The organism is Pseudocitrobacter cyperus (genome assembly GCF_039889165.1).
Classification (GTDB): Bacteria; Pseudomonadota; Gammaproteobacteria; order Enterobacterales; family Enterobacteriaceae; genus Pseudocitrobacter; species Pseudocitrobacter cyperus.
In genome coordinates this window covers 478,702-502,094 of record NZ_JAYMYY010000001.1, presented here as the reverse complement: position 1 = coordinate 502,094, position 23,393 = coordinate 478,702, and the positions used below count along the sequence as shown (strand labels likewise).

General features: G+C 50.0%; 20 protein-coding genes and 1 pseudogene. 5 read left to right on the top strand and 16 right to left on the bottom strand.

Annotated features, from left to right (window positions below):
• Positions 1-133 precede the first annotated feature (133 nt).
• The 3 genes from asd to VSR74_RS02450 all read left to right on the top strand — a co-directional run bounded on the left by asd (position 134) and on the right by VSR74_RS02450 (position 3,579).
• Complete coding sequence (gene asd / locus VSR74_RS02460; protein ID WP_347793226.1) at positions 134-1,252, top strand: aspartate-semialdehyde dehydrogenase; 1,119 nt, start codon at positions 134-136, stop codon at positions 1,250-1,252.
• 363 nt (positions 1,253-1,615) lie between these two features.
• A complete protein-coding gene (locus VSR74_RS02455) occupies positions 1,616-2,446 on the top strand; it encodes an SDR family oxidoreductase (RefSeq protein ID WP_347793225.1) in 831 nt (276 codons plus the stop codon).
• Positions 2,447-2,523: 77 nt separating this feature from the next.
• The gene (locus tag VSR74_RS02450) at positions 2,524-3,579 is read left to right on the top strand and encodes an NAD(P)-dependent alcohol dehydrogenase (RefSeq protein WP_347793224.1); all 1,056 of its coding nucleotides are present in this window, start codon (positions 2,524-2,526) and stop codon (positions 3,577-3,579) included.
• A 43-nt stretch (positions 3,580-3,622) separates the two neighbouring features.
• Here VSR74_RS02450 and VSR74_RS02445 read toward each other — a convergent pair.
• A pseudogene (locus VSR74_RS02445) lies at positions 3,623-4,392 on the bottom strand (SDR family oxidoreductase).
• A 141-nt stretch (positions 4,393-4,533) separates the two neighbouring features.
• Between VSR74_RS02445 and VSR74_RS02440 the strand changes: the two are divergent.
• Positions 4,534-5,427: a LysR family transcriptional regulator gene (locus VSR74_RS02440; protein WP_347793223.1), complete on the top strand. Its 894-nt coding sequence runs from the start codon at positions 4,534-4,536 to the stop codon at positions 5,425-5,427.
• A 34-nt stretch (positions 5,428-5,461) separates the two neighbouring features.
• Here the strand turns inward: VSR74_RS02440 and VSR74_RS02435 are convergent, their stop codons facing one another.
• The 12 genes from VSR74_RS02435 to VSR74_RS02380 form a co-directional block, all read right to left on the bottom strand.
• On the bottom strand, positions 5,462-8,596 hold the full coding sequence (locus VSR74_RS02435; RefSeq protein ID WP_347793222.1) for an efflux RND transporter permease subunit: 3,135 nt from the start codon (positions 8,594-8,596) through the stop codon (positions 5,462-5,464).
• Positions 8,597-8,602: 6 nt separating this feature from the next.
• Positions 8,603-9,772, bottom strand: a complete 1,170-nt coding sequence (locus VSR74_RS02430) for an efflux RND transporter periplasmic adaptor subunit (protein ID WP_459349918.1) — start codon at positions 9,770-9,772, stop codon at positions 8,603-8,605.
• A gap of 18 nt (positions 9,773-9,790) precedes the next feature.
• Positions 9,791-10,141: a helix-turn-helix domain-containing protein gene (locus tag VSR74_RS02425; protein WP_347794343.1), complete on the bottom strand. Its 351-nt coding sequence runs from the start codon at positions 10,139-10,141 to the stop codon at positions 9,791-9,793.
• Positions 10,142-10,206: 65 nt separating this feature from the next.
• A complete protein-coding gene (locus VSR74_RS02420; protein ID WP_347793220.1) occupies positions 10,207-10,461 on the bottom strand; it encodes a YdgH/BhsA/McbA family protein in 255 nt (84 codons plus the stop codon).
• Between the two features lie 270 nt (positions 10,462-10,731).
• On the bottom strand, positions 10,732-11,778 hold the full coding sequence (locus VSR74_RS02415) for an NAD(P)-dependent alcohol dehydrogenase (protein WP_411914235.1): 1,047 nt from the start codon (positions 11,776-11,778) through the stop codon (positions 10,732-10,734).
• 11 nt (positions 11,779-11,789) lie between these two features.
• Positions 11,790-12,641 carry an aldo/keto reductase gene (locus VSR74_RS02410; protein ID WP_347793218.1) on the bottom strand — a complete coding sequence of 284 codons (852 nt, stop codon included), beginning with the start codon at positions 12,639-12,641 and terminating at the stop codon, positions 11,790-11,792.
• 132 nt (positions 12,642-12,773) lie between these two features.
• Positions 12,774-13,535 carry a carboxymuconolactone decarboxylase family protein gene (locus VSR74_RS02405; RefSeq protein ID WP_347793217.1) on the bottom strand — a complete coding sequence of 254 codons (762 nt, stop codon included), beginning with the start codon at positions 13,533-13,535 and terminating at the stop codon, positions 12,774-12,776.
• Complete coding sequence (locus VSR74_RS02400) at positions 13,513-13,992, bottom strand: (R)-mandelonitrile lyase (protein ID WP_347793216.1); 480 nt, start codon at positions 13,990-13,992, stop codon at positions 13,513-13,515. Before VSR74_RS02400 ends, VSR74_RS02405 begins: the two co-directional genes overlap by 23 nt.
• A gap of 97 nt (positions 13,993-14,089) precedes the next feature.
• Positions 14,090-14,746, bottom strand: coding sequence for a DUF4405 domain-containing protein (locus VSR74_RS02395; RefSeq protein WP_347793214.1), 657 nt, complete (start codon positions 14,744-14,746; stop codon positions 14,090-14,092).
• 51 nt (positions 14,747-14,797) lie between these two features.
• Positions 14,798-15,418 (bottom strand): flavodoxin, encoded by a 621-nt coding sequence (locus tag VSR74_RS02390; protein WP_411914234.1) that lies wholly within the window; start codon positions 15,416-15,418, stop codon positions 14,798-14,800.
• 100 nt (positions 15,419-15,518) lie between these two features.
• Positions 15,519-16,979 (bottom strand): heavy metal sensor histidine kinase, encoded by a 1,461-nt coding sequence (locus tag VSR74_RS02385; protein WP_347793213.1) that lies wholly within the window; start codon positions 16,977-16,979, stop codon positions 15,519-15,521.
• Positions 16,980-16,994: 15 nt separating this feature from the next.
• A complete protein-coding gene (locus tag VSR74_RS02380) occupies positions 16,995-17,675 on the bottom strand; it encodes a heavy metal response regulator transcription factor (protein WP_347793212.1) in 681 nt (226 codons plus the stop codon).
• Positions 17,676-17,914: 239 nt separating this feature from the next.
• Here VSR74_RS02380 and VSR74_RS02375 point away from each other — a divergent pair, with 239 nt between their 5' ends.
• Positions 17,915-18,964 (top strand): alpha/beta hydrolase, encoded by a 1,050-nt coding sequence (locus VSR74_RS02375; protein ID WP_347793211.1) that lies wholly within the window; start codon positions 17,915-17,917, stop codon positions 18,962-18,964.
• Here VSR74_RS02375 and VSR74_RS02370 read toward each other — a convergent pair.
• The 3 genes from VSR74_RS02370 to VSR74_RS02360 all read right to left on the bottom strand — a co-directional run bounded on the left by VSR74_RS02370 (position 18,961) and on the right by VSR74_RS02360 (position 23,085).
• Positions 18,961-20,154 carry a multidrug effflux MFS transporter gene (locus VSR74_RS02370; RefSeq protein ID WP_347793210.1) on the bottom strand — a complete coding sequence of 398 codons (1,194 nt, stop codon included), beginning with the start codon at positions 20,152-20,154 and terminating at the stop codon, positions 18,961-18,963. The genes VSR74_RS02375 and VSR74_RS02370 overlap by 4 nt on opposite strands.
• A gap of 403 nt (positions 20,155-20,557) precedes the next feature.
• Positions 20,558-21,766 (bottom strand): MFS transporter, encoded by a 1,209-nt coding sequence (locus tag VSR74_RS02365; protein ID WP_347793209.1) that lies wholly within the window; start codon positions 21,764-21,766, stop codon positions 20,558-20,560.
• 143 nt (positions 21,767-21,909) lie between these two features.
• On the bottom strand, positions 21,910-23,085 hold the full coding sequence (locus VSR74_RS02360; protein WP_347793208.1) for an NAD(P)-dependent alcohol dehydrogenase: 1,176 nt from the start codon (positions 23,083-23,085) through the stop codon (positions 21,910-21,912).
• Positions 23,086-23,393: the final 308 nt, after the last annotated feature.

The following is a 23,393-nucleotide window of genomic DNA, read 5'->3' as shown; positions in this document are numbered from 1 at the left end:
TCGCTGATGCCGTATGAAACATTTTAATAATGAATGAATCTTATGAAGTGCGTAATGACCTTCAATTTGAGATGAGATATAACGTGTTTCGAAAATAAATTAACACTATCATAACATCATTAAGGTTGAGCAAATGAAGCAGGTCGGCATTGTTGGTTGGCGAGGAATGGTAGGTTCTGTTTTGTTACAACGAATGGTCGAAGAGAATGACTTCGACGGTTTTTCTGCTCATTTTTACAGTACGTCAAGTGCCGGTGCCGCCGGCCCTGTTATAGGTGGCGTCAGCTACACGCTAAAAGATGCTAATTCCATTAGTGCTCTTACCGAAATGGATATCATCATAACCTGTCAGGGCGGTGATTATACTAAAGCAATATATCCTGCTTTAATTGCTCATGGCTGGAACGGCTACTGGATTGACGCGGCTTCAGCATTACGGATGGATGAGAAAGCCTGTATTATTCTCGATCCCGTCAACCGTCCCAATATCGATAGGGCAATCAAAGAAGGAATTAAACTTTTTGTTGGTGGCAACTGTTCCATCACTCTGAGTCTTATGGGGCTGGCTGGACTGATAAAGGCTGACTTGATCGAATGGATGAGCGTGATGACCTATCAGTCTGCATCAGGTGCTGGTGCGCAATATGTTAGGGAGTTAATCGCTCAAAGCGCATATATCAGTAAGCATTTGTCCTCCGATGAACTGACGTCATCAGGTTCAGTTCTTCCTTTAGTCAATAAAGTTAGTGAGATTATTAACAGTGCTGGCATGCCCATCCAGAATTTTGGCGCACCTCTGATGGGGAGCATCATTCCATGGATTGATAGCGATTTAGGCGATGGAAATAGTCGCGAAGAGTGGAAAGGAGAGGTAGAAACGAACAAAATTCTTGGTCTTTCTCCCGGCACGATCCCGGTAAATGGTTTGTGTATTCGTGTCGGCGTGATCCGGTGCCATAGTGCTGCAATTACCCTGAAACTCAAGCGTGAAGTCAGCGAAGAAGAGTTCGCAGAGTTAGTGACACATTCCCATCCATGGGTCAATTTTGTGGCCAATAACAAGGATGAAAGCGTCAGTAAATTGACCCCGGCTCATATCAGCGGTTCCCTACAGGTTGGTATTGGCCGTTACAAGAAAATGTCGTTAAACGGCGATCCTATATACTCGGTTCTGACGGTCGGCGATCAGCTATTGTGGGGAGCGGCAGAACCCTTGCGCCGCATGTTGAATATCCTGCTTGGCAAAATTTAAGACATACTTCTGAGCAAAATATCTACTGAATCGATCCGGATTTTTGGCAGATCCATGTTTGATGCCAGAAATCCGGCTATTCTCTGAACAGGTCGTGTAGGATTTTAGTTCCAGGCAAGCGGAGTAGGTGACGCACAATATCCTGATTTTCAAACCGTGGCGGTAATGTAACGCGCACGCGCCCGGTCATATCCTGACAGTTTTGTTTTCTCCCTCCTGCGAACAAAGACTTACTTTCAGAAAGAAGGTACAAACGTGTTCATTCATGAACAATTTTCATAAGGGCATGTTCTCTGGCTACCTTAACCAACGCTTGTCCAGCCGCTATGCTTCTTCAGTTAGCATCATGAAAGAGAGATAAAAATGAAAGATGTCATGGTTGTTATTGGTAGTGGCTCTATCGCACAAGCTATCGCAAGACGCGTCAGCGTCGGGAAACATATTCTTCTGGCCGATATCAAAACAGAAAATGCCCGGCAGGCTGAAAATACGCTTTCTCGTGCGGGTTTTGTGGTAAGCACAACGACTGTCGATGTGAGCTCTCGCCAGTCGGTTCAGGCTCTGGTGAAGTCAGCCTGTGCGTTAGGTGAGATTAAAGGCGTTATTCATACGGCAGGGCTTTCCCCTTCACAGGCCAAAGCACAGGATCTTCTCCGGGTCGATTTGTACGGTACCGCCGTGCTTTTTGAGGAGTTTGGCAACGTGATTGCACGCGGGGGCTCCTGCGTGGTGATTGGCTCACAGTCCAGCCATCGCTTAGCCGTTGATGCGCTGACCCAGGCACAGGCGGATGCATTAGCCACGTTACCGCCGGAAGACCTGCTTAAGTTGCCGCTGGTCAAAGATATCGAAGACAGCTTATATGCCTACCAGATTGCCAAGCGTTGTAATGCACTCCGTGTCATGTCAGAAGCGGTGAAGTGGGGCAAGCGTGGTGCACGTATTAACTGCATCAGCGCCGGGATCATCTTTACGCCGCTGGCCTATGACGAGCTTAATAGCGCAGAGCGTGGAGAGTTTTATCGTAATATGCTGGATAAATCACCGGCAGGCCGGGGCGGCACGCCGGATGAAATTGGCGCGCTGGCAGAGTTTCTGTTTGGGCCTAATGGCACCTATGTCACCGGAAGCGATCTGCTAATTGATGGCGGCGCAACGGCGTCTTATAAATATGGCGAATTACGCCCGCAATAAATCGCTTATTCTTCCCACGTTATGATGGCCGCTGCGTGGCAATCATAATGCTTCACTACTTATTCGGAGATTCAAAGATGACCTTAAATGTGAAAGGTTATGCCGCTTTTGCCGCAAAAGAGGATTTAGTACCGCACAACTTTGTCCGCCGCGATCCGCGCGATAATGATGTGGTTATCGAGATTTTATACAGTGGCGTTTGTCATTCAGATATCCACAATGCTTTTAATGACTGGGGCGGTGCAAAATATCCGATGGTGCCGGGTCATGAAATCATTGGCCGCGTCACCCAGGTTGGCAAGGCCGTAACCAAATTTCGCGTGGGTGACTATGCTGGTGTGGGCTGCATGGTGGATTCCTGTCAGCATTGTAAGCCATGTGAACAGGGGCTGGAGCAGTACTGTGAAGAGGGCAATACCCTCACTTATAACGATATTGACCGGCACGATCATATGCCAACCTATGGCGGCTATTCGGACAAGATTGTGGTCACCGAGAAATTCGTTATCAAAGTGCCTGAGACGCTGGACTTAAAAGGGGCAGCACCGCTGCTGTGCGCGGGTATCACCACCTGGTCGCCTCTTCGCCACTGGAATGTTGGCCCTGGCAGCAAAGTCGCGGTCGTTGGGTTAGGCGGTCTGGGCCATATGGCGATCAAATTAGCGAAAGCGCTGGGGGCTGAAGTTACCTTGTTCAGTCGTTCGCCGAACAAAGAGGCCGATGCTCGCCGTCTGGGGGCCACGCATATTGTCATTTCAACCGATGAAAAACAGATGCAGGGTGCTCATAACCAGTTTGATTTAATTATCGACACGGTACCTTATGTTCATGATCTGAATCCCTATATTCCGACGCTGGCGCTGAGCGGAACGCTGGTGCTTGTGGGGTATCTGGGGGATTTGAATCCAATGCTGAACAGCACGCCGCTCATTTTAGGGCGGAAATCGGTGGCCGGATCGGTCATTGGCGGGATTGCGGAGACACAGGAAATGATCGATTTCTGTGCAGAACATCAGATAACGTCTGATATTGAATTGATTAATATTCAGGATATTAACGCGGCCTGGCAGCGAATGCTGAAGAGTGATGTGAAATATCGATTCGTGATTGATATGGCTTCACTGAAGGCGTGAATACGAAAGGCGGTAGAATATACCGCCGCTTTTAAGTTGCTCTTTATTGCGCCATCGCACTCAGATCGCGAATAACGCACTCAGGCTCTGAGTCCAGGGGCATATTGTTATATCCTGGATACCATCATTTTTATCTGCGCTGTCCTGTTGCAGGGCTGAAAATAGCGGGGAGAGGCTATGCTGCTCTTTCCCTTTTTCGGCAATCAGTTCCAGCGTTTTATTCTTAGCATCGTCATCTGTTAATGCGCAAACCAGTACTCTGGCAATTTGTTTACGGGAAATCACGCCATCAGCCGGTGTGCCTGAGTGACGTCTGTCTCCCTGCAGCATGACGATGTGTTGTTCATTTGGTTTGTTGTAATCAAACCAACCGGGCCTGACGATGGTATAGGGATGCCCGCTTGCGCGAACCAGGCGTTCCGCGCGTCGCTTCCAGTCATGCGCCTGTGTCTGGCGGTTATAGGAACCTTCTCTTTCTGTCACGCCGATAGCGGTCATCAGCACGACTTTGACTGGCCGATGCTTTAGTCGTTGCAGAATATTTCTGACGCCGCCGTAGTCAATAGCTCGTGCGCCAATGCGCCCTAATCCATCGGAGCCGAGAGTGAAAATAACGGCATCAATATCATCACCAATGCTGGTCAATGTTTCCGGGACAGAAACATCGCCATAAACAATCTCAATGCCCTGTGGCAGCAATTTGCTTTTTTGCGGGGAACGGACAAGGGCTTTCGGTTGATGACCCATGTTTATCGACATTTCCACAACATGACGACCAATACTGCCGGTCGCACCGACAATTAAGACTTTCATTATAAACCCTTTATCTCATCGGAAAATTTCACTGTGATAAGTGTATCAACTGTGATTATTGAGAGTAACGGGGCTAAAATGATTGCGTCTATGAACCCTTCTCATGATTAATTTTTTAACTAAAACACTCAGAGGTTACGCGTGCTAAAAGAAAATTTTAATGAACTTCAGCTCTTTCTTGCCGTAGCGCGGGAGCGAAGTTTTACCCGGGCGGCGGCTAAACTCGGTGTTTCCCAGTCAGCATTAAGCCATGCTATGAAGGCGCTGGAGGCCAGACTTAACATTCGTCTGCTTACCCGTACTACGCGCAGCGTGGCACCCACGGAGGCGGGGGAGAGGATCATCGCCTGTCTGGAGCCTCGTCTGACGGAACTGGAGCAAGAGCTGGAGCAACTGGTGCAGCTCAACGGTATTGCGGCCGGGAATATCCGCATTTCGGCTGGAGAGCATGCGGTAGAGAGTCTGGTATGGCCGAAGCTCAAACCGTTCCTTCGCGAATATCCCGAAATCAATGTTGAACTGGTGGTTGATAATGGCTTTGTGAATATCGTTGAAGGCCGTTTCGATGCGGGCGTTCGTCTTGGGGAGAGCCTCGATAAAGATATGGTTGCGGTACGCATCGGGCCAGACCTGCGACTGGTCGTGGTGGGATCACCCGACTATTTTACACGTTATGGTATTCCCGATACCCCACATGACCTTCAGCGCCACCGTTGTATTAACATGCGGCTTCCGACGCTTGGAGGGCTATACCAGTGGGAATTTGAAAAGGACGGCAAACCCCTTCAGGTTAAAGTAGAGGGCCAGCTTACCTTTAATCATCTCTCTGAAAGAATCGATGCGGCAGAAGCAGGCTTCGGGCTTTCGTTCGTCCCTGAAGATGTGATCCAGCAGCAGCTTGAATCAGGGACATTGATTGAGGTATTGCAGGAGTGGAGCCCGGTATTTCCCGGCTATTACCTTTACTATCCCAGCCGCAAGCAGCATCCACCAGCCTTTGCGTTGATGATTGATGCCTTACGCTATAGCGCGTAAAAAAACACCGGAGCAGGCGCTCCGGTGGGGTTAATTACTCATCATCCTCGTCATCAGTGACACGCTTGCCGGCAAAGCGGCGGCGTACCACAACAAAGAACACCGGCACAAAGTAGATAGCCAGCAGCGTTGCCGCGACCATCCCACCAATGACACCAGTGCCAACGGCATTCTGTGCGCCAGACCCGGCACCACGACTTAATGCCAGAGGCAGAACCCCGAGAATAAAGGCCAGTGAGGTCATTAATATCGGGCGCAGACGCATATGTGCCGCCTCAAGCGTCGCTTCAATCAAGTTTTTGCCTTCCTTCACCATCATGTCGTTGGCAAATTCAACAATAAGAATCGCGTTCTTCGCCGATAAACCGATGGTTGTCAGCAGGCCGACCACGAAATAGACATCGTTGTTGAGACCACGCAAGGTTGTCGCGAGCAGCGCACCGACGACGCCAAGCGGTACTACCAGCATCACGGCGAACGGAATCGACCAGCTTTCATACAGCGCCGCCAGGCACAGGAAAACGATAATCAACGACAGGGCATAAAGCGCTGGAGCCTGCTGGCCGCTAAGGCGTTCCTGATACGACATCCCTGTCCAGTCGTGGCCAATCCCTTTCGGTAACTGCGAGACCAGTTGCTCCATCAGAGCCATCGCTTCACCTGAACTTCGACCCGGTGCGGGTTGCCCCAGTATTTCCAGCGAAGAAAGGCCGTTATACCGCTCAAGGCGCGGAGAACCGTAAATCCACTGCGCGTCAGCAAAGCTTGCGAAGGGCACCATCTTGCCGTTACCGGCGCGCACATACCAGTTATTGAGATCGTCCGGCATCATGCGCCATGCCGCATCGCTCATCACATAGACTTTTTTGACCCTGCCTCTGTCCATGAAGTCATTGACGTAACTGCCTGCCCAGGCGGTGCTGAGCGTGGTGTTGATATCATCCAGCGAAACCCCCTGCGCGGACGCCTTATGTTGATCGATATTGATCCGATACTGTGGCGTATCTTCCATGCCGTTTGGCCGCACGGCCATCAGCACGTCAGGGTGCTCCTGCGCCATCTGTAGCAAGCTATTACGCGCTTCCATCAATTTTTCATGCCCCAGACCCGCCTGATCGATCAGCTCAAAATCAAAGCCGGTGGCGTTACCCAGCGCAATGATAGGGGGCAGGTTGAACGCTGCTATCTGTGCATCAATGAGCTTCGAAAACGCCTGGTTAGCACGGGCTGCGATAGCATCAACGCTACTTTCGCCACCGTCACGTTCAGACCAGTCTTTCAGGCCGATAAAGGCAATACCAATGTTCTGTCCGCGCCCGGCAAAACCAAAACCGTTGACGGTCAGCACGTTGGCAACGTTTTGTTTCTCATCATTCAGATACCAGTCGTTAATTTGATCCAGAATCTGCTGCGAACGTTCCTGCGTGGCGCCAGCAGGCAGAACCGCCTGCGTCGCCAGGACGCCCTGATCTTCTGACGGCAGGAAGGCGGTTGGCAAGCGGGCAAACAGCCAGGCCATACCGAGTACAATCACGCCGTAGACGATTAAATAGCGCCCGGTACCGTTCAACATACGGGCAATGGCTCGTGAGTAGTGTGAGCTGCTGGCATCGAAGCGGCGGTTGAACCAGCCAAACAATCCTCGATCTTTAGCATGTTCACCGGGTTTGACCGGTTTCAGGATGGTGGCGCAAAGTGCGGGCGTCAGGGTGAGTGCAACCAGCACTGACAGAACCATCGCTGAGACGATAGTGATGGAGAACTGGCGATAAATGACGCCCGTACTACCGCCAAAAAAGGCCATCGGAATAAATACTGCTGACAGGACAAGCGCAATGCCCACCAACGCGCCCTGGATCTGATCCATCGATTTTCGCGTTGCCGCACGGGGCTTGAGTCCTTCCTCGGCCATCACGCGCTCAACATTTTCTACCACCACAATGGCGTCATCAACCAGCAGGCCGATGGCCAGCACCATGCCAAACATCGTCAGTGTATTAATGGAGTAGCCCAGTGCGCTCAGGATGCCAAACGTCCCCAGCAGCACGACCGGGACTGCGATAGTGGGAATAAGCGTCGCGCGGAAGCTTTGCAGGAAAAGATACATCACGAGGAAGACAAGGATAATCGCTTCAAACAGCGTTTTCACCACCTCATGAATCGAGATGCTGATAAACGGCGTAGTGTCATAAGGGTAAACAACCTTAAGCCCCTGCGGGTAATAAGGCTCCAGCTCAGCCAGTTTCGCGCGAATGGCCCTGGCGGTATCCATGGCGTTCGCCCCGCTGGCAAGCTGGATCCCCAGCGCGGAAGCAGGTTTACCGTTTATTTTCACCACAAACTGATAGTTCTCACCGCCGCGTTCGATTCGTGCCACATCATGCAATGTCACCTGAGAGCCATCGCTGTTAACCTTGAGCAAAATGTTACCGAACTCTTCAGGAGAGGTGAGGCGAGTCTGCGCAATGATAGACGCATTCAACTGCTGGCCTTTTATCGCGGGCGCGCCACCCAGTTGACCTGCGGCAATTTGCGCGTTCTGCACCTTAAGGGCGTTGCTGACATCAACGGGGGTCAGTTGAAAGTTGTTGAGCTTGTTGGGATCCAGCCAGATGCGCATCGCGTACTGTGAACCAAACAGCGTCGTGTCGCCCACGCCATCAATACGGCTGATCGGATCTTTAATGGTCGATGCCACGAAGTCGGCGATGTCTTCCATGCTCATGTGCCCGGTTTCATCAACAAAGCCGGGTACCAGGAAAAAGGTACTGGAGGATTTCATCACCGTAATCCCCTGTTGCTGCACTTCCTGCGGCAACAGGGGGGTTGCGACCTGAAGCTTATTCTGCACCTGAACCTGTGCGATATCCGGATCGGTGCCATTTTTAAAGGAGAGAGTCAGTTGCAGCGTCCCGGAGGAGTCACTGGTTGAAGACATGTACATGAGTCCATCCAGACCCGTCATGTTCTGTTCAATCACCTGTGTAACGCTATTTTGCAGCGTGGTGGCATCGGCGCCAGGATAGGTCACGCGTATCTGTACCGCCGTTGGCGCGACGTCCGGGTATTGCTCTACGGGTAACCCCATAATCGCAATCCCCCCGGCAATCATCACGATAATAGCCAGCACCCAGGCGAAAATAGGGCGGTTAATAAAAAATTTAGACATGGATAATTATTCCTGTGCAGACGAACCGGAGAGCGTGGCGCGTTCGTGTGGGGTGACAACGTCGCCAGGTTTAACGCGCTGACTGCCTGAAACAATGACCCGTTCACCGACCTGAAGACCCTCAGTGACCTGCCAGCGATCGCCAGACGTTCCCGTCACGGTTATCGCCCGGGGCTGCACCCGGTTTTGTTTATCGACAACGAGCGTCGTGGCGTCACCGCGTGGTGTACGGGTGACAGCCTGCTGGGCAACCAGCAGTGCTTCTGGTGCGACACCTTCTTCAAGACGGGCGCGAACAAACATACCAGGGAGCAGTTGATGATTTGGATTAGGAATAATGGCGCGTAGGGTAATTGCGCCCGTGGTCTGATCCACCGTGACATCAGAGAACGCCAGCGTGCCGCTCAGCGGATATGTGCTTCCGTCCTGCATAAGCACATGGACGGGCACTTTGCCGTTTTCCTGCTTAATCTGACCGCTTGCCAGCGCACTCTGTAGCCGCAACCACGCCTCGCCCGGCTGGGTGATATCAACGTACATCGGGTCTAACTGTTGTACGGTGGCCAGCGAGGTGCTTTGTCCGTTCTGAACCAGCGCTCCCTCCGTGACGCTTGATAACCCGATGCGGCCATTTAGTGGTGACGTCACCGTGCTGTGGGCCAGGTCGATTTCGGCAGAGCGAAGGGCTGCGCTGGCCGCATCGATTGCCGCATGCGACTGATGTGCAGTGGCCTGAGCCTGATCGAGATCCTGACGACTGATATAATTCTTCCCGCTCAGCGCCCGATAGCGGGAAAGTGTCGTCTGAGCGAGCTGCGACTGGGCTTTCGCCTGGTTGACTGCCGCCCGGGCATTATCCACTGAAGCACGGAAGGTCGCCGGGTCGAGATGATAGAGCGGCTGACCGGCTTTAACCTCGCTGCCTTCGGTAAAATCACGGGACAGCACTATCCCTGAAACCTGCGGGCGGATTTCTGCAATACGAGATGCCACCGTTCTTGCAGGGAGATCGCTGGTGAGAGTGAGGGGCGTTACTTTTACTGTTTCGACAACGACATCAGGAGGAATATTTTTGCTGGCGGTAGACGCATCGTTACCGTCGCACCCGGCCAGCCCTGTCGTCGTAGCAAAAATGCATAGCATAGCCAGAGGCAAATAAGCCACCGAACTTTTCATCATATTTTACTCTTATTATCAGTGCAGTTTAAAAATGTTTTTGGTATATAAGCGGCGATACGCTTGTGGTGGAACACTGTATTTTTTTGAGAATGAACGGGTGAAGGACTGCTGGGATTCAAAACCATAGCGGAAGCTGATATCAAGTATCCTGTCACGGCTGTGGATGAGATCGCTTGCCGCTAACGCCAGTTTTTTATCCCGAATATAAGTTGCAATATTCTGTCCCTTCACCTGAAAGAAAACACGCTGGAGATGCCACTTTGAGTACCCCGCGCGCGCGGCAACATCATTGATACTGAGTGGCTGATGTATATTGTCGTCTATCCATAGGATTATTTCGCTTATCATTTGCTCAAGTTTAATCATCATCGGTCTTACGCTGTTTTAGCCAGTAAGAGGATCAAATGAACCCGTGAGAAAACTAAGCAGGTTTATTTATAAATCTCTGCGACGCCATGTAATTTATTATTACCAGTAGCCGACAGAACTTTAAATGAAGATGCGCCCTGTTTATCTGCTTGTTTTGAGAGTTTGCCGACAAGATCGTCCAGCGTGCTGGCACCACTGGCTGATACTACGCCAATTTTAACTTTACCGGCATCACTGGAGATTACCTGTGCGGAAAATGCACTGTTAATGGTCAAGATAGACAAAAGTGCGGAGAGAGTTAATACGATACTTTTCATATGAAACCTCGTAAGTAATTTTTTCAATAATATGACGGAACGAGGACATCATAACGGATTGAGCGCGGTTGATTAAGATAGCCAGAATGCAAACACCTATGAATAAAAAGCATAAATGCATTGTTTATCGAGATTTGAAACGAGCATATTGTGAATGCCATCACTAAAAGTGTCGTTATTATTGAACTTGAGTAATAAGATGATCTTGAAGGCACTCATGGCAATAAGCGAAAAAAAATGCAGCCCGAAGGCTGCATTGCAACACACTCATCATTTTAATGTTGTCATATCTACCACAAAGCGATATTTCACATCACCTTTTTCAAGCCTGCTGAATGCATCATTTATCTGGCTAACATCAATCAGTTCGATATCTGCGGTAATATTGTTTTCAGCACAGAAATCAAGCATCTCCTGGGTTTCAGCAATGCCGCCAATATTAGAGCCTGAGAAGCTACGACGGCCTTTCACGACATTAAATGCGGAAATTTCAATAGGTTCTGGGGGCAGACCGACAAGCACCACGGAACCATCAATTTTTAATAATTTCAGATATGTATTAACATCATGCTTTGCCGATACGGTATCTAAAATCAGATCCAGCTTGCCGGCAAATTTTGCCATTTGTTCTGCATCGGAAGAGAGCACCGCTTCGTGTGCGCCTAAGCGATGCGCATCCTCGACTTTAGCCTGCGATGTGGTAAAGACCACAACATGAGCGCCCATGGCTTTTGCTATTTTTATCGCAACATGCCCAAGCCCGCCGATCCCAAGGATCCCCACAACTTTACCGGCGCCAGCTTGCCAGTGTTTGAGTGGCGAATAGACGGTAATACCGGCGCAAAGTAACGGTGCGGCGGCGGCAAGATCTAAATTATCCGGCATTTTCAGGGTGTAGCTTTCACGGCAAACATAGGTTTGTGAAAATCCACCATAGGTCATGCCACCCAGATGTTTATCTGGCGTATTAAATGATAATGTCGTACCCGATTCGCAGAATTGTTCCAAATCGTGGCGGCAGGCAGGGCATTCGCCGCAAGAATCAACGATACAGCCGACAGCGGCAAAATCACCGGGTTTAAATTTGGTGACACTCTCACCAACAGCTATCACCCGGCCGACGATTTCATGCCCGGGCACAACCGGATAATGGGTACCGCCAAAATCATTTTTGATTTGATGCAAATCTGAATGGCAGATGCCGCAGTACAGAATTTCTATTTCCACATCATCACTTAATAATCCACGACGTTTGATGCTGAATTCCCGTAAGGGGTTGTTTGCGGCATCGGTGCCCAATGCTTTTATTGTTTTAATCATGATTTACCTCAGATATCCAGTTTCCAGTCCGCGATCCATTCCACCCGCGCCGGATCGCGATGGGAGAAAAATGCACTCGTCGCGGTATCGATTGCCGTAATTTTCTGCATGTCTTCACCACTTATCTCAAAATCAAAAATAGCGATATTTTCTTCCATGCGTGATTTTTTGACCGTTTTAGCCAGCGACACAATGCCTCGCTGATAAAGCCAGCGCAGGATAATTTGTCCTATGCTCTTACCATATTTCTGGCCGATGGCCGCCAGCACCGGATGTTCAAACAATCCATTCTTTCCTTCGGCGAAGGGGGCCCAGGCTTCAGGCTGGATCTGCCTGCTTAGCATCCACGGCGTGGCGTGAAGTTGCTGATTGAAAGGGTTTACTTCAATCTGATTGACCGCCGGTACAACGTTATTGAACGCGATAAGATCGGCAAGCCTGTCTGGATGAAAATTACTGACGCCGATGGCGCGAACTCGCCCGGCAGCAAGCAATTCTTCCATTGCTCGCCAGGCACCATGGACATCATTGTAGGGTTGGTGAATTAAATACAGGTCGACATAGTCCAACTGGAGACGGTTAATTGAACGCTCAAACTGGGCTTTTGCGCCCTCATAATTCACGTCCTGAACCCATAGTTTGGTGGTGATAAACAGCTCTTCGCGATCAACACCGCTGTGCTTTATGGCATTTCCGACCTGAGTTTCGTTCTGGTAGGCGGCGGCAGTATCAATCAGACGATAACCCGTTTCGATGGCGTCAATCACCGCACGCTCGCATTCAGCCGCATCTGTCATCTGGAAAACGCCGAAACCTGCCAGGGGCATTTCAATACCGTTGTTCAGTTTTACTGTTTGCACATGAATATCCTCAATCTCAGGGTGTGAGAAGAGCTTAACGCAGCCTTATTTATTTGATTAGAGGGGGAAATTTTCTAAGGTTAATTAGCAGTATTCATAAATGAAGTACCGCCAGCAGAAAAGCTTCCCTTCTTAATGGTTTGCGAGCGCCTGCTGCAGCGTCTTTTCAGCTCGCGTTGCTGCATCATTTTGGCCATGTTCACGCAGAACCTGTGCCAACTGGCGCAACTGCGCTGCCGTCAGGCCGACCCGCATGCTGGCTCGCGTATGCGACAGCAGTTGTGATTCGACGCCCGGCGTGGCCGCTAATGCGCCAACCGTTGCCAGCTCGCGGCTTTGCCAGTCGAGGTTATCGCGGGCAAAAATGTCGCCGAAAAGATGAGCTTGCAGGAACTGGTTAATCACTGGAGCAAAATCAAACAGCGGGCCCTGGACGGGAGCGCCTGAGATTTTCGTCTGATTTGCGGTACCGACACGGCGAAGCTCATCCCCGACAGGGATCGGGGCAACCGGTTCTTTACCCTCAACGTCTTTGATACCACGTTGTTTACGTGCTTCGACGACCTTCATCAGTTCACTAAGCGCATTCAGGCTACGGGGGAAGCCCGTATAGGCATAAAGCTGGATGAGAATCTCTTTGGCTTCGTTTATCGTGAGCCCTGCGTCAAGCCCCTGATTCAGTGCTGCATTCAGCTTATCCATCTGGCTGCTGGCCATCGATGCCGCAATCAGCGGGATGGCCTGTTGGCGTGCTGACAGCGTATCTGAAACCTTTTGTTCGTGGTTCATTTCTGAGGCTCCTTTATTGATCGGCGCAGCATGTGCCGCGAGACCAAAACTAAAAGTCAGCAGTACCGCTGCCGCTAATGCCTTAATGGGCGTGGTATTGTTCATCTGTCACTAACTCCATCCAGTTAACGCTTTTGCCATCCACAATCCCGGTTATCGCCAGATGCGTCATCGCGCTGCCGGGGGCCGCCCCGTGCCAGTGTTTGACGCCCGCCGGACAGGAGACAACGTCACCGGCGCGGATAACCTGCACCGGCTGGCCTTCTTGTTGGGTGAGCCCAACACCCGAGGTCACAATCAGCCGCTGACCTGCCGGATGCGTATGCCAGGCGGAACGAGCGCCAGGCTCAAAGGTGACATAAGCCCCGGAAACAGAGATGTCGTTATCTGGCCTGAAGAGAGGATCAACCCGGACGCGTCCGGTAAAGTTCTCGGCCGTCCCATACACCGCGTCCTGACTTCCTGCGGGGGCGATATGGACGGCGGGATTTTGCTCTACGGCCCAGGATGAAAATGTGAAGAGGGGCATTAAAAGCCCGAGGTAGCGTAAACGTCTAATCATGCAAAGCATCCTTATCTACGATGATGGGGAAGGTCTGCAATGATTCTAATCAGGGTGACATGTCGTCAGACTGACGCCAGCCTGACAATTCTGTCAGTTAACCTCTATTAAGTGACATCGCTTTGCATTTTCTGAATATAAAAAACCAAAGCAAAAAGCGTGTCGTTAAGGCAAATAAAACAATAATGGCGAGGTTGCGGAAATAAAAAAGAAGGGCAGATTCATCGTAATCGAAAAAGGAGAAATCGACCTTCATCAGCAAATAATCGAGATAGTCCTGACTCAGGAGTCCGTACAATCCCAGTAGTGCGATGAGTGAAAAAACGCCCGGCATAATGACATTTGCAACGTGTGAGTTGCCGGAGATGTTCAGGATCCGGCAGAAAAACGTGGCCAGCATTTTCCAGTGCAAGCCGATATGCAGCGCCAGAATGAGCATCCCCCAATGAACCGACGTCATGTGTACTTTTCTGACCCAATTCGCCGGGTTGTGAAACGGCAGCGCCAGAAGAATATGCCGGGACAGCATCATGCCAGAGACAATAGCGGTCAGGATGACAACGAACGTCACTGCATTAATAACTCTGTTCACTCTCTGCATCGTTAACGGAATATTCGGAGACAGTGACCATAATCGATGCCGGTTAAGGTATAGATGCAACATAATGAGCAGCGTAAAAATAATCCCTACCCATTCATGCACGATTTCACCATGAAGGTGAAACCCCATCAGTACCAGCAGAAGTAACATCATCAGCGTATCCTGCATGACCTGGAAAATATAAATCTTCTTCATGTTGATGGGTTAACGCTGCGGCTGAACTTGTTTCACCCATTGCTCAACCTGCACAGGTACGTCAGGGCCTGAAACATCATTGCGCGAGATCGAGAGTGCGCGAGTGACTAACCTGGCCTGCGGCTGCATGCGGGCTATTTGTCGCAGGGAGTCGGCTAACCGACTACCGCCATGGGTGGTAAAGGGAATAATCGTTTTACCGGCAAAGTCGTTTTGCTCAAAGAGGCTATATATCACCATTGGCATGGTATACCACCAGATGGGATATCCAACATAGATGGTGTCGTAATTGCTGAGGTCGGGGAGTGGCGTTTTCAGTGAGGGCCTGGCGTTAGTTTGCTGCTCCTTTTCGGCAACGCGTAACAGGGCATCATGCTGGCGAGGGTAGGGAGTGGCCGTTTCAAGGCGAAACAGGTCGCCCAGCGTCTGCTTCTGAATTAGCTGCGCAACAAACTGCGTGCTGCCGGTCTCCGGCGTATATTTCTGCAATACGCTGGCCCCGGAAAAACCGTCAACAGCATCGGGCTTCATTTCCTCGGGTTGGGAAAACCAGATAATCAGCGTGCGGGACGGTGTGGATGAGTTCTCTGCGGCGAACGCGGGATGTCCCAGAAGCCCCATGACCATCATCGCCAGAAACCCGCTAAAAATTTTTCTTATTCTCACTGTTTCCTTCCTTTAATCAGCCGTTGTGAGTCTTAGCGGTGATTCTGGCGCAGGTAGCCTGACATCAGACTGACGGCTCTCTTACAATTTTGTCAGCAGGCTTAGAGGGAAGGCGCTGCTCTGACATGGGTTCCTTTGTGCGGGTAGGGTCAGGCTGTTTAGCAAACGTCAGCCCAAAGGTATTGATACCGTTCTCGCTACGCGCAAAGACATCCCCCCGGTGCATAATGGCGACGGCACGGACGATCGACAGGCCAAGTCCATGGTGGGTATCACTTTTCGCCCGGGAGGTGTCAACGCGATAGAACCGCTCGAAAAGTCGGTGTAAGTGCTCTGGTGCTATTGGATCGCCCGGGTTTGACACTTCAACACAGGCCTGATGACCTTTTTCGCTTAATCGCACCGTAACCGTGCTATTGGACGGCGAGTGTCTTGCGCTGTTTTCCAGTAAATTAGCCAGCGAGCGGTGGAACAGTCGTCGGTCGATGTATACGGTGATGTCGCCCTCTACATCCAGTGAAAGCTGTTTTTCAGCAAAAGAGGGTTCCACATACTCCGCTGTTTTCAGGGTTTCTTCTCTCAGGGACACCAGGGTAAGCAGGGAAGCATGTTCACCCGCGTGGGCATGGGACAGGAACAGCATGTCGTTAACGATAGACGTCATGCGTTCCAGTTCTTCCAGATTGGAACCCAATAACTCTTCCAGTTCATCATGCGAACGTCGGCGCGAGAGACCCAGTTGCGTCTGACCAATAAGGTTTGTCAGCGGGGTACGGAGCTCATGCGCAACATCGGCGTTAAAGCTGTCAAGCTGACGCCAGGCAATTTCCTGACGTTCTAACACGCCATTAAATGATGACGCCAGTTGCTGCAGTTCTTCGGGCAAATCGCGAGTGTTCAGGCGCTGACCATGGTCTCCCGGTGCAAGATGCTGGGCCTCTTTACTGAGTGCTCCTACGGGACGAAGACCGATCCTTGATACGATGTATCCCAGCAAGGCGACAATCACGACGCCCAGTGCGGCTATGATGAGCAGCGTCCTGGTAAAGGCATTCAGTGTGCCCATGTACGGTGTGGAGTCGATGGCAACAATATAGCGCAACTCAGGCCTTTCACCGTTGGCGGGGATAGTTTTCACTAGCAGGAACAGCGAGCATGCACCTTCCGATGCGCCGGGCACTTTATTAAAGCCCTCCTGCAAAGAAGACCACTGAACACCCACTGGTGGTGTCCCTCCCATGCTAAAGCGTGGGTTATCGCTCACGATCCAGTAGCGAACGCGTTCACCTTCGGAATTGGTTAATACGGTGAATTTATTGGCAAGCAGTGACCAGCCGTCAGCCGACGTTCGGGCGGTGATCCACGGGCTCATTAATGATTCGCGGAACAACAATTCGTTGTGCATTTGCTTTTGCAAAGAGTCATGCAAAGAGCTTCTGAGCAGGATACCGATAACAGACACAATCAGCAGCGCGGATAAGGCAAACATCAGCGCCAGGTGAACGGAGATGGAACGCTTAGGCATGCTTATCCCCTTCATTTATTCGGGCCGGACTTCGAGGACATAACCCATGCCACGAACGGTCTGTAATAGTTTGACGTCGAACGGCGCATCCACTTTGGCTCGCAGGCGTTTAATGGCCACTTCGACCACATTGGCGTCGCTGTCAAAATTCATGTCCCATATCTGCTCGGCAATCATCATCTTTGACAGTATCTCTCCCTGATGCCGGGCCAGAAGGCTCAGCAGAGAAAACTCTTTCGCAGTGAGTTCCAGTCGCGTTCCGGCGCGAAATACCCGGCGAGCCAGCAGGTCGAGATGCAGATCGTGAATCTGCAACTGAGTGATGTCTGCGCCATCCGTAGCGCGGCGACGCACCAGTGCCTGAATACGCGCCACCAGTTCAATAAGCGAAAAGGGCTTGGGCAGATAATCATCCGCGCCAAGACGAAGCCCCTTAACCCGCTCGTCGACCGATCCCCGTGCTGAGAGCATCAGTACCGGTGTCTGTTTGACGGCCCGCACACCTTCAAGTACCCGGTAGCCATCCATCCCGGGCAGCATCACATCAAGAATTATTGTGTCGTAGTCGAACTCCAGCGCGTAATGAAGCCCCTCAGCACCATCAGCAGAAACATCGACCGTAAACCCGGATTCACTCAACGCACGGCTGAGATAGGTTGACGTTTTTTCTTCATCTTCAACTAACAACAGGCGCATAACAGGGCTTCCTCTACTTTTGAAAATCTGTAATCAAAACTATTTTGCTCTCCGGGAGCCAACATAACGCTGACAGTTATCTGACAGCATTGTCAGGAAGGCCTCGTTATCACCGTTCGCTTCCTGACGAAAATGTTATTTCTCCGTCACGATACTGACAGCCATCACTCCCTAACCTGAGTCTGTAAATCGAATGCTGCAAGCCTGCATCACCAGGCTGACACTCACCGGGAGATAAAATGAAATTCAATTTTTTAAGTGCAATGCTGCTCACGGCAATGGCCGGAGCGACCTCAGCTAATGCGGCTGATTACAAAAAAAATCCCTTCACACTGGTTTATGACGGTGCCATCACTGAGAATGTCAAAGGTAAGATCAACATTCATCCGGTGAAATACGATCTGCATGGCATCCAGATTGCCGCGAATGTCTATACCCCGGCTAACTACGATCCCGCTAAAAAATATCCGGCCATCGTTGTGGCACATCCGAATGGCGGCGTAAAAGAGCAGGTTGCCGGGCTGTATGCGCAGCGCCTTGCTGAGCAGGGCTACATCATGATTACCGCCGATGCTGCTTACCAGGGTGCCAGCGGTGGAATGCCGCGCAACGTGGATAAACCAGCTAATCGTATTGAGGATATCCACGGTATGGCTGATTACCTCAGCCAGTATCCCGGTGTTGATAGCGCTCGCATTGGCCTGTTAGGTATTTGCGGTGGCGGTGGTTATTCATTAAAAGCCGCACAGACTGATAAACGTTTTAAGGCTCTGGCAACATTAAGCATGTTTGACTCCGGTTTAGTTCGCCGTAATGGTTATCAGGATTCACAGTTGTCCACCATCCAGGAACGTCTGCAGCAGGCGAGCGATGCGCGCTCACGCGAAGTGGCGACGGGTGAAGTCAGCTACTCCGGGGATGCCAACCTTACTGACGAACAGATTGCTAAACTTCCCTATGATTTGTACCGTCAGGGCTACGAGTATTACAAGAAAACCCACGCCCATCCGAACTCAACTTTCCGCTATACCACCAGTAGCCTGCTTGAGCTGATACGTTTTGATGCACAAAGCAATATGGATCTTATTAATCAGCCGCTTCTGATGATGGCGGGCACTAAAGCCGACTCGCTGTATATGACCGAAAGCGCATTCCAGAAGGCCACCGGCACGCAGAATAAAAAACTGTTCCTGATTGACGGAGCCACGCATATCGAGACCTACTGGGTACCGCGTTATGTCGATGCCGCTATGGGGCAACTTGATATCTTCTTTGGCAAAAATATTTAATGACCCACCTTACTCACTCGCGTGGTCAGCGCCATAGCTGCGCTGGCCAGAGTGAAAAGGGTGATAACCCAGCCCATAGTCCAGGGGGTTCCGTCGCTGAACATCGCTAACAGCAATGATGAAATGATGCCACTGCCGTACTGGAGTGAACCGATCAGTGCTGAAGCCGACCCCGCAGCATTCGGTGCCGCGTCCAGCGCGGCAGCCGTTGCCGTGGCGGCAATAATGCCATTCATTGAAAACAGGATGAAAATTGCGAGGGCAATCAGAGCTATGCCACCGATATTTAGTTTTGTTGCAACCGCCAGCACCAGGGATGCTGTAGCAGCAATCAGCACGGCGCCTTTTAACAGCGTTTCCAGTGGGTAACGATGCACCAGACGACGGTTCGCCGCACTTAGCCCCATTACGCCGACAATGTTGACGGCAAACAACCAACCGTAATGCTGCGGATCAACATGGAAATAGGTGATATAGACAAACGGAGAGCCTGCAATAAATGCATAAACGGCCACATAATAAAAAGTCAGACTTAGGGTGAACTTCATAAAGTTCACATTACTGAGCAAGCGATAATATGTCCTGAATGCACCATTAATTGAGGCCGATACGCGACGTTCAAGCGGCAACGTCTCAGGAAGCCAGTAGAGTGACAGCAGCATGAACACGCCAATGGCCGTTAACAACCAGAAAATAGCATGCCAGGAGGTGAATTTAATCATCTGCCCGCCAAGCAGCGGGCCAACAATAGGGGCAATCGCCATAACGATGGTTAATGTTGAAAGCATCTGGGCGGCACGAGTACGGCTAAACAGATCACGAATCATGGCGCGCGCCAGCATCGGGCCGGTGCAGGCCCCCAGTGCCTGAAATACGCGCCAGAAAACGATATGCGTGATGTCAGTTGAAAGTGCGCATCCTGCCGAACCGATAATAAATAACACCATACCGATTATCAGGGGAGGGCGACGACCGAAGCGATCGCTAACCGGCCCCCATATGAGCTGCGCCAGACAAAAGCCAATCAAAAAACCGGTGATAGTTAATTCAGCATCACCTTGCAATTCCTTCGCCATAATGGGCATAGCGGGAAGATAGATATCGGTAGACAAGGACGTAAACGCCATCAGGGCGCTGAGGATCATAATAAAAAGTAGTCCGGTTGTCTTAACCGAGGGGGAACGGTTCATAAACGCCTGCTTCAAAAAGAATACTGCGTTCAATAATAGCGACCCGTCGGCAAATAATAATCATCGTAAGCTGGATAGGCGTTATGAGTCGTACTCATGAATAAATGAAATACGTCGTTTGATCTTCATTAGTTCAGTGGGGATATGTGATGAGGTGCCGGGGGAGAAATACGGCGGTATTTTAACACCTTATCGGGAGTCAGCAATGACATCCTTGATTTAACTTATGTTGTGCGAAAACTCAGTTCATAAGAAACGAATGTCATATATCATTGTTTTACTTGGTATTTATAATGTAAATCTTAACTCAATTCAAGATCACTTCATGAACTACTTAATATTGGCAACGGGGTATGGTGCCAGATAGCTTGAAAAGCCCCCTTTAAGGAGGCTAAGCGACGATTCATACAGGTACTGTTCTTAGCTTTGAGGTCCACAGAGTCAACATCGCTGAGAAAATAAGTATTCCTGCACTTAACGCAAATGTACTTTGAAAACCAAACTGATCAAACAAAATCCCGCCCACTGTAGACCCCAGTGCGATTGAGAACTGAACTGTTGCTACCATAAGACCGCCCCCTGATTCTGTATCTGACGCAGTGGCACTGGCAACCCAGCTCCACCATCCTACCGGTGCAGCTGTTGATAACACGCCCCAAAGTCCCAACAAAACACAGACGGTAGGAATATTGTTACCCATAGGGATCAGGATTACAGCGACTGAAGCCATGACAATTGGTATCCCAACCAGTGTCTGATAAAGGCGATTTTTGATCACAAACCCAATCACTGTCGTTCCGGCAAGTCCAGCTACCCCAATCAGTAACAATATTAGCGTTACTTCATCAGAATTAACTTTCGTGACATTCTCCAGAAACGGTCGGATGTAGGTAAACAGAGTAAACTGCCCCATGAAAAAGATACCGGCAGCACACATACCAACCGCGACATTCTTGTTTCGTAAAAGAGAGGTAACAGATGACCCGGTTTTACCAGATTTGCCGGGCTCCATAGAAGGAAGGCTTATCCATTGCCATACAAACGTAATTATTGCGACAGGTACTAAACACAGAAAAGCTCCGCGCCAGCTTATGGCAGCCGTAAGATAACTTCCAAGTGGGGCTGCCACTACGGTTGCCAGAGCGTTTCCTCCATTGAACACGGCCAGGGCACGCGGTACCTTACTAATGTGCACCAGTCTTACTGCTGTAGCGACTGACATTGACCAGAATCCTCCAATGACAACACCAATCATGGCTCTCCCCAGCATATAGATAAGATAATTGGGGGCGAGTGCGACTAACACGGCAGATAATCCCATCAGAGCTGTCAACGCCAGTAAAAGAAACTTTCTGTTCAGTGTTCCGGCTAGTCTGCGTATGCTAAGACTTGTAAATACTGCAAAAACACCTGAGATTGTCATTCCCTGACCAGCTGTACCTTCCGTTATCCCTAAATCATGGGCAAGTGGAGTTAACAGACTGACAGGCATGAACTCTGAAGCGATCAGAGCAAACACGCAGAGTGAAATAGCGAATACACCATTCCAGTTAGAATTATCTGAAGTATCATTCAAATATGTTTGTTCTATTTTTGAATGCTTTTTTGTCATCGTCAGTACCTTTAAAACGGGCATTGAAAAAAAACGGGGCCACCGGCCCCAAAAAGAGGGTTAAAATTAAAAAGAGAGGATTAATATGAACATCACAACGTCAGTGGACTTATGAATCTGGAAAGTGTTACATATTCCTGATATCACATCGTCGACGCATCTATAACATAGCGATATCGGGCTTTCTTATTAAACACGTTATCCCATGCTTCATTAATCTGCTCTTCCTTGATTATCTGGATGGTAGGTAATATTTTATTTTCAGAACAGTAATTTACCACTTCCTGAGTTTCTTTCATGCCGCCAATCATTGACGCATTGAAATTAACTCTTGATGCTGCAAGACCAAGCGCATTGAGTGTAATCTGAAAACCTTCTGGCATGCCGACCTGGGTGAAAGTTCCGTATGGCTTCACAACTGATGCGTAGGCTGCGACGTCGAACTGATAAGGGATCGTGGAAATCATATAGTCCAGACTTCCCTGATAAGCCTTCAATTTGTCAGAACTATCGACCACAATTACTTCTTTGGCCCCGAAGGAAAGAATATCGTCAACTTTCGATGGCGTAGTTGTGAATGCATATACCTCCGCTCCTTTAGACACGGCAAGCTTTATGGCCATATGGCCCAGACCACCAATTCCGGCCACTCCAACTTTCATTCCCTTGACGATACCAGCCTTCATGAGCGGTGAATAAGTGGTAATGCCTGCACAAAGCAAGGGTGCAGCTTCCTGGAAGGTAATGTTTTCAGGAATATGGACAGCAAAATGATCGCGCACCACGATGTTTGTGGAATACCCTCCCTGTGAAATTCCCGTGGGAGAATCGTTTTCAGGGAAACCATAAGTGAAGACAGTAGCTGGACTGTATTGCTCCGTGTTCTCAAGCTGCATCAGCTCTGAGTCTGGAAGAGTGCTGTTGACCATACATCCAACGCCTGCTCGATCACCGATCTTGAACCGGGTGACATTCTTTCCAACCGCCGCCACAATGCCTACGATTTCATGTCCTGGAACCTGAGGATATTTTTGGACCCCCCAGTGTCCTTTCATCTGATGGATATCAGAGTGGCAAATACTTGCATATTTAGTCTCAATCAAAATATCGTTGTCACCAACTGCTCTGCGTTCAAAGGACCAGGGCGAGAGTTTTCCGGAAGTGTCAAACGCTGCATAACCGCGAGTTCTCACTCTGGAACCATTTACATCAGCGGCAAGTGAACCAATTGGACTGCTCAGCAACACACCGGCTCCTATGACAACCCCAGAACGAACAACAAATTCGCGACGAGTCAGATTTTTTTCTTCATCCATCATTACACTCCTGCTCATATTTTTGACCGGGTTTGCTTTCCGCTTCTGAAAGGAAGCCGAATGTATGCTAATAATGGTTAATCCCGGCAAGTTAAATTTTCCTGGAGGCCAGGAAAACGCCAGCGTACTTTCAGATAAATTCATCTGTTAAGTGAGCAGATAACAATTTACAGGCTTGAGGTAACATAAAATACACAAATACTTCAAATTACTTGCCTGATCCTCTGAGGATTGTATTGGTAGATCAAGTCTGTGGTGCGGTGACAATGAAGGTACAGTCTTTCGCTAATACGGCAATGAGTCGGGCATCT

What these genes read in the sequence shown, in the direction of transcription:
- VSR74_RS02435 (WP_347793222.1), bottom strand. Translation starts at nt 8,596, where the DNA reads ATGTCTAAATTTTTTATTAACCGCCCTATTTTCGCCTGGGTGCTGGCT.
- VSR74_RS02385 (WP_347793213.1), bottom strand. Translation starts at nt 16,979, where the DNA reads ATGCCTAAGCGTTCCATCTCCGTTCACCTGGCGCTGATGTTTGCCTTA.
- VSR74_RS02455 (WP_347793225.1), top strand. Translation starts at nt 1,616, where the DNA reads ATGAAAGATGTCATGGTTGTTATTGGTAGTGGCTCTATCGCACAAGCT.
- VSR74_RS02395 (WP_347793214.1), bottom strand. Translation starts at nt 14,746, where the DNA reads ATGATGTTACTTCTGCTGGTACTGATGGGGTTTCACCTTCATGGTGAA.
- VSR74_RS02450 (WP_347793224.1), top strand. Translation starts at nt 2,524, where the DNA reads ATGACCTTAAATGTGAAAGGTTATGCCGCTTTTGCCGCAAAAGAGGAT.
- VSR74_RS02380 (WP_347793212.1), bottom strand. Translation starts at nt 17,675, where the DNA reads ATGCGCCTGTTGTTAGTTGAAGATGAAGAAAAAACGTCAACCTATCTC.
- asd (WP_347793226.1), top strand. Translation starts at nt 134, where the DNA reads ATGAAGCAGGTCGGCATTGTTGGTTGGCGAGGAATGGTAGGTTCTGTT.
- VSR74_RS02390 (WP_411914234.1), bottom strand. Translation starts at nt 15,418, where the DNA reads ATGATGGTCATGGGGCTTCTGGGACATCCCGCGTTCGCCGCAGAGAAC.
- VSR74_RS02365 (WP_347793209.1), bottom strand. Translation starts at nt 21,766, where the DNA reads ATGACAAAAAAGCATTCAAAAATAGAACAAACATATTTGAATGATACT.
- VSR74_RS02375 (WP_347793211.1), top strand. Translation starts at nt 17,915, where the DNA reads ATGAAATTCAATTTTTTAAGTGCAATGCTGCTCACGGCAATGGCCGGA.
- VSR74_RS02420 (WP_347793220.1), bottom strand. Translation starts at nt 10,461, where the DNA reads ATGAAAAGTATCGTATTAACTCTCTCCGCACTTTTGTCTATCTTGACC.
- VSR74_RS02360 (WP_347793208.1), bottom strand. Translation starts at nt 23,085, where the DNA reads ATGATGGATGAAGAAAAAAATCTGACTCGTCGCGAATTTGTTGTTCGT.
- VSR74_RS02405 (WP_347793217.1), bottom strand. Translation starts at nt 13,535, where the DNA reads ATGAACAATACCACGCCCATTAAGGCATTAGCGGCAGCGGTACTGCTG.
- VSR74_RS02430 (WP_459349918.1), bottom strand. Translation starts at nt 9,772, where the DNA reads ATGAAAAGTTCGGTGGCTTATTTGCCTCTGGCTATGCTATGCATTTTT.
- VSR74_RS02400 (WP_347793216.1), bottom strand. Translation starts at nt 13,992, where the DNA reads ATGATTAGACGTTTACGCTACCTCGGGCTTTTAATGCCCCTCTTCACA.
- VSR74_RS02425 (WP_347794343.1), bottom strand. Translation starts at nt 10,141, where the DNA reads ATGATTAAACTTGAGCAAATGATAAGCGAAATAATCCTATGGATAGAC.
- VSR74_RS02370 (WP_347793210.1), bottom strand. Translation starts at nt 20,154, where the DNA reads ATGAACCGTTCCCCCTCGGTTAAGACAACCGGACTACTTTTTATTATG.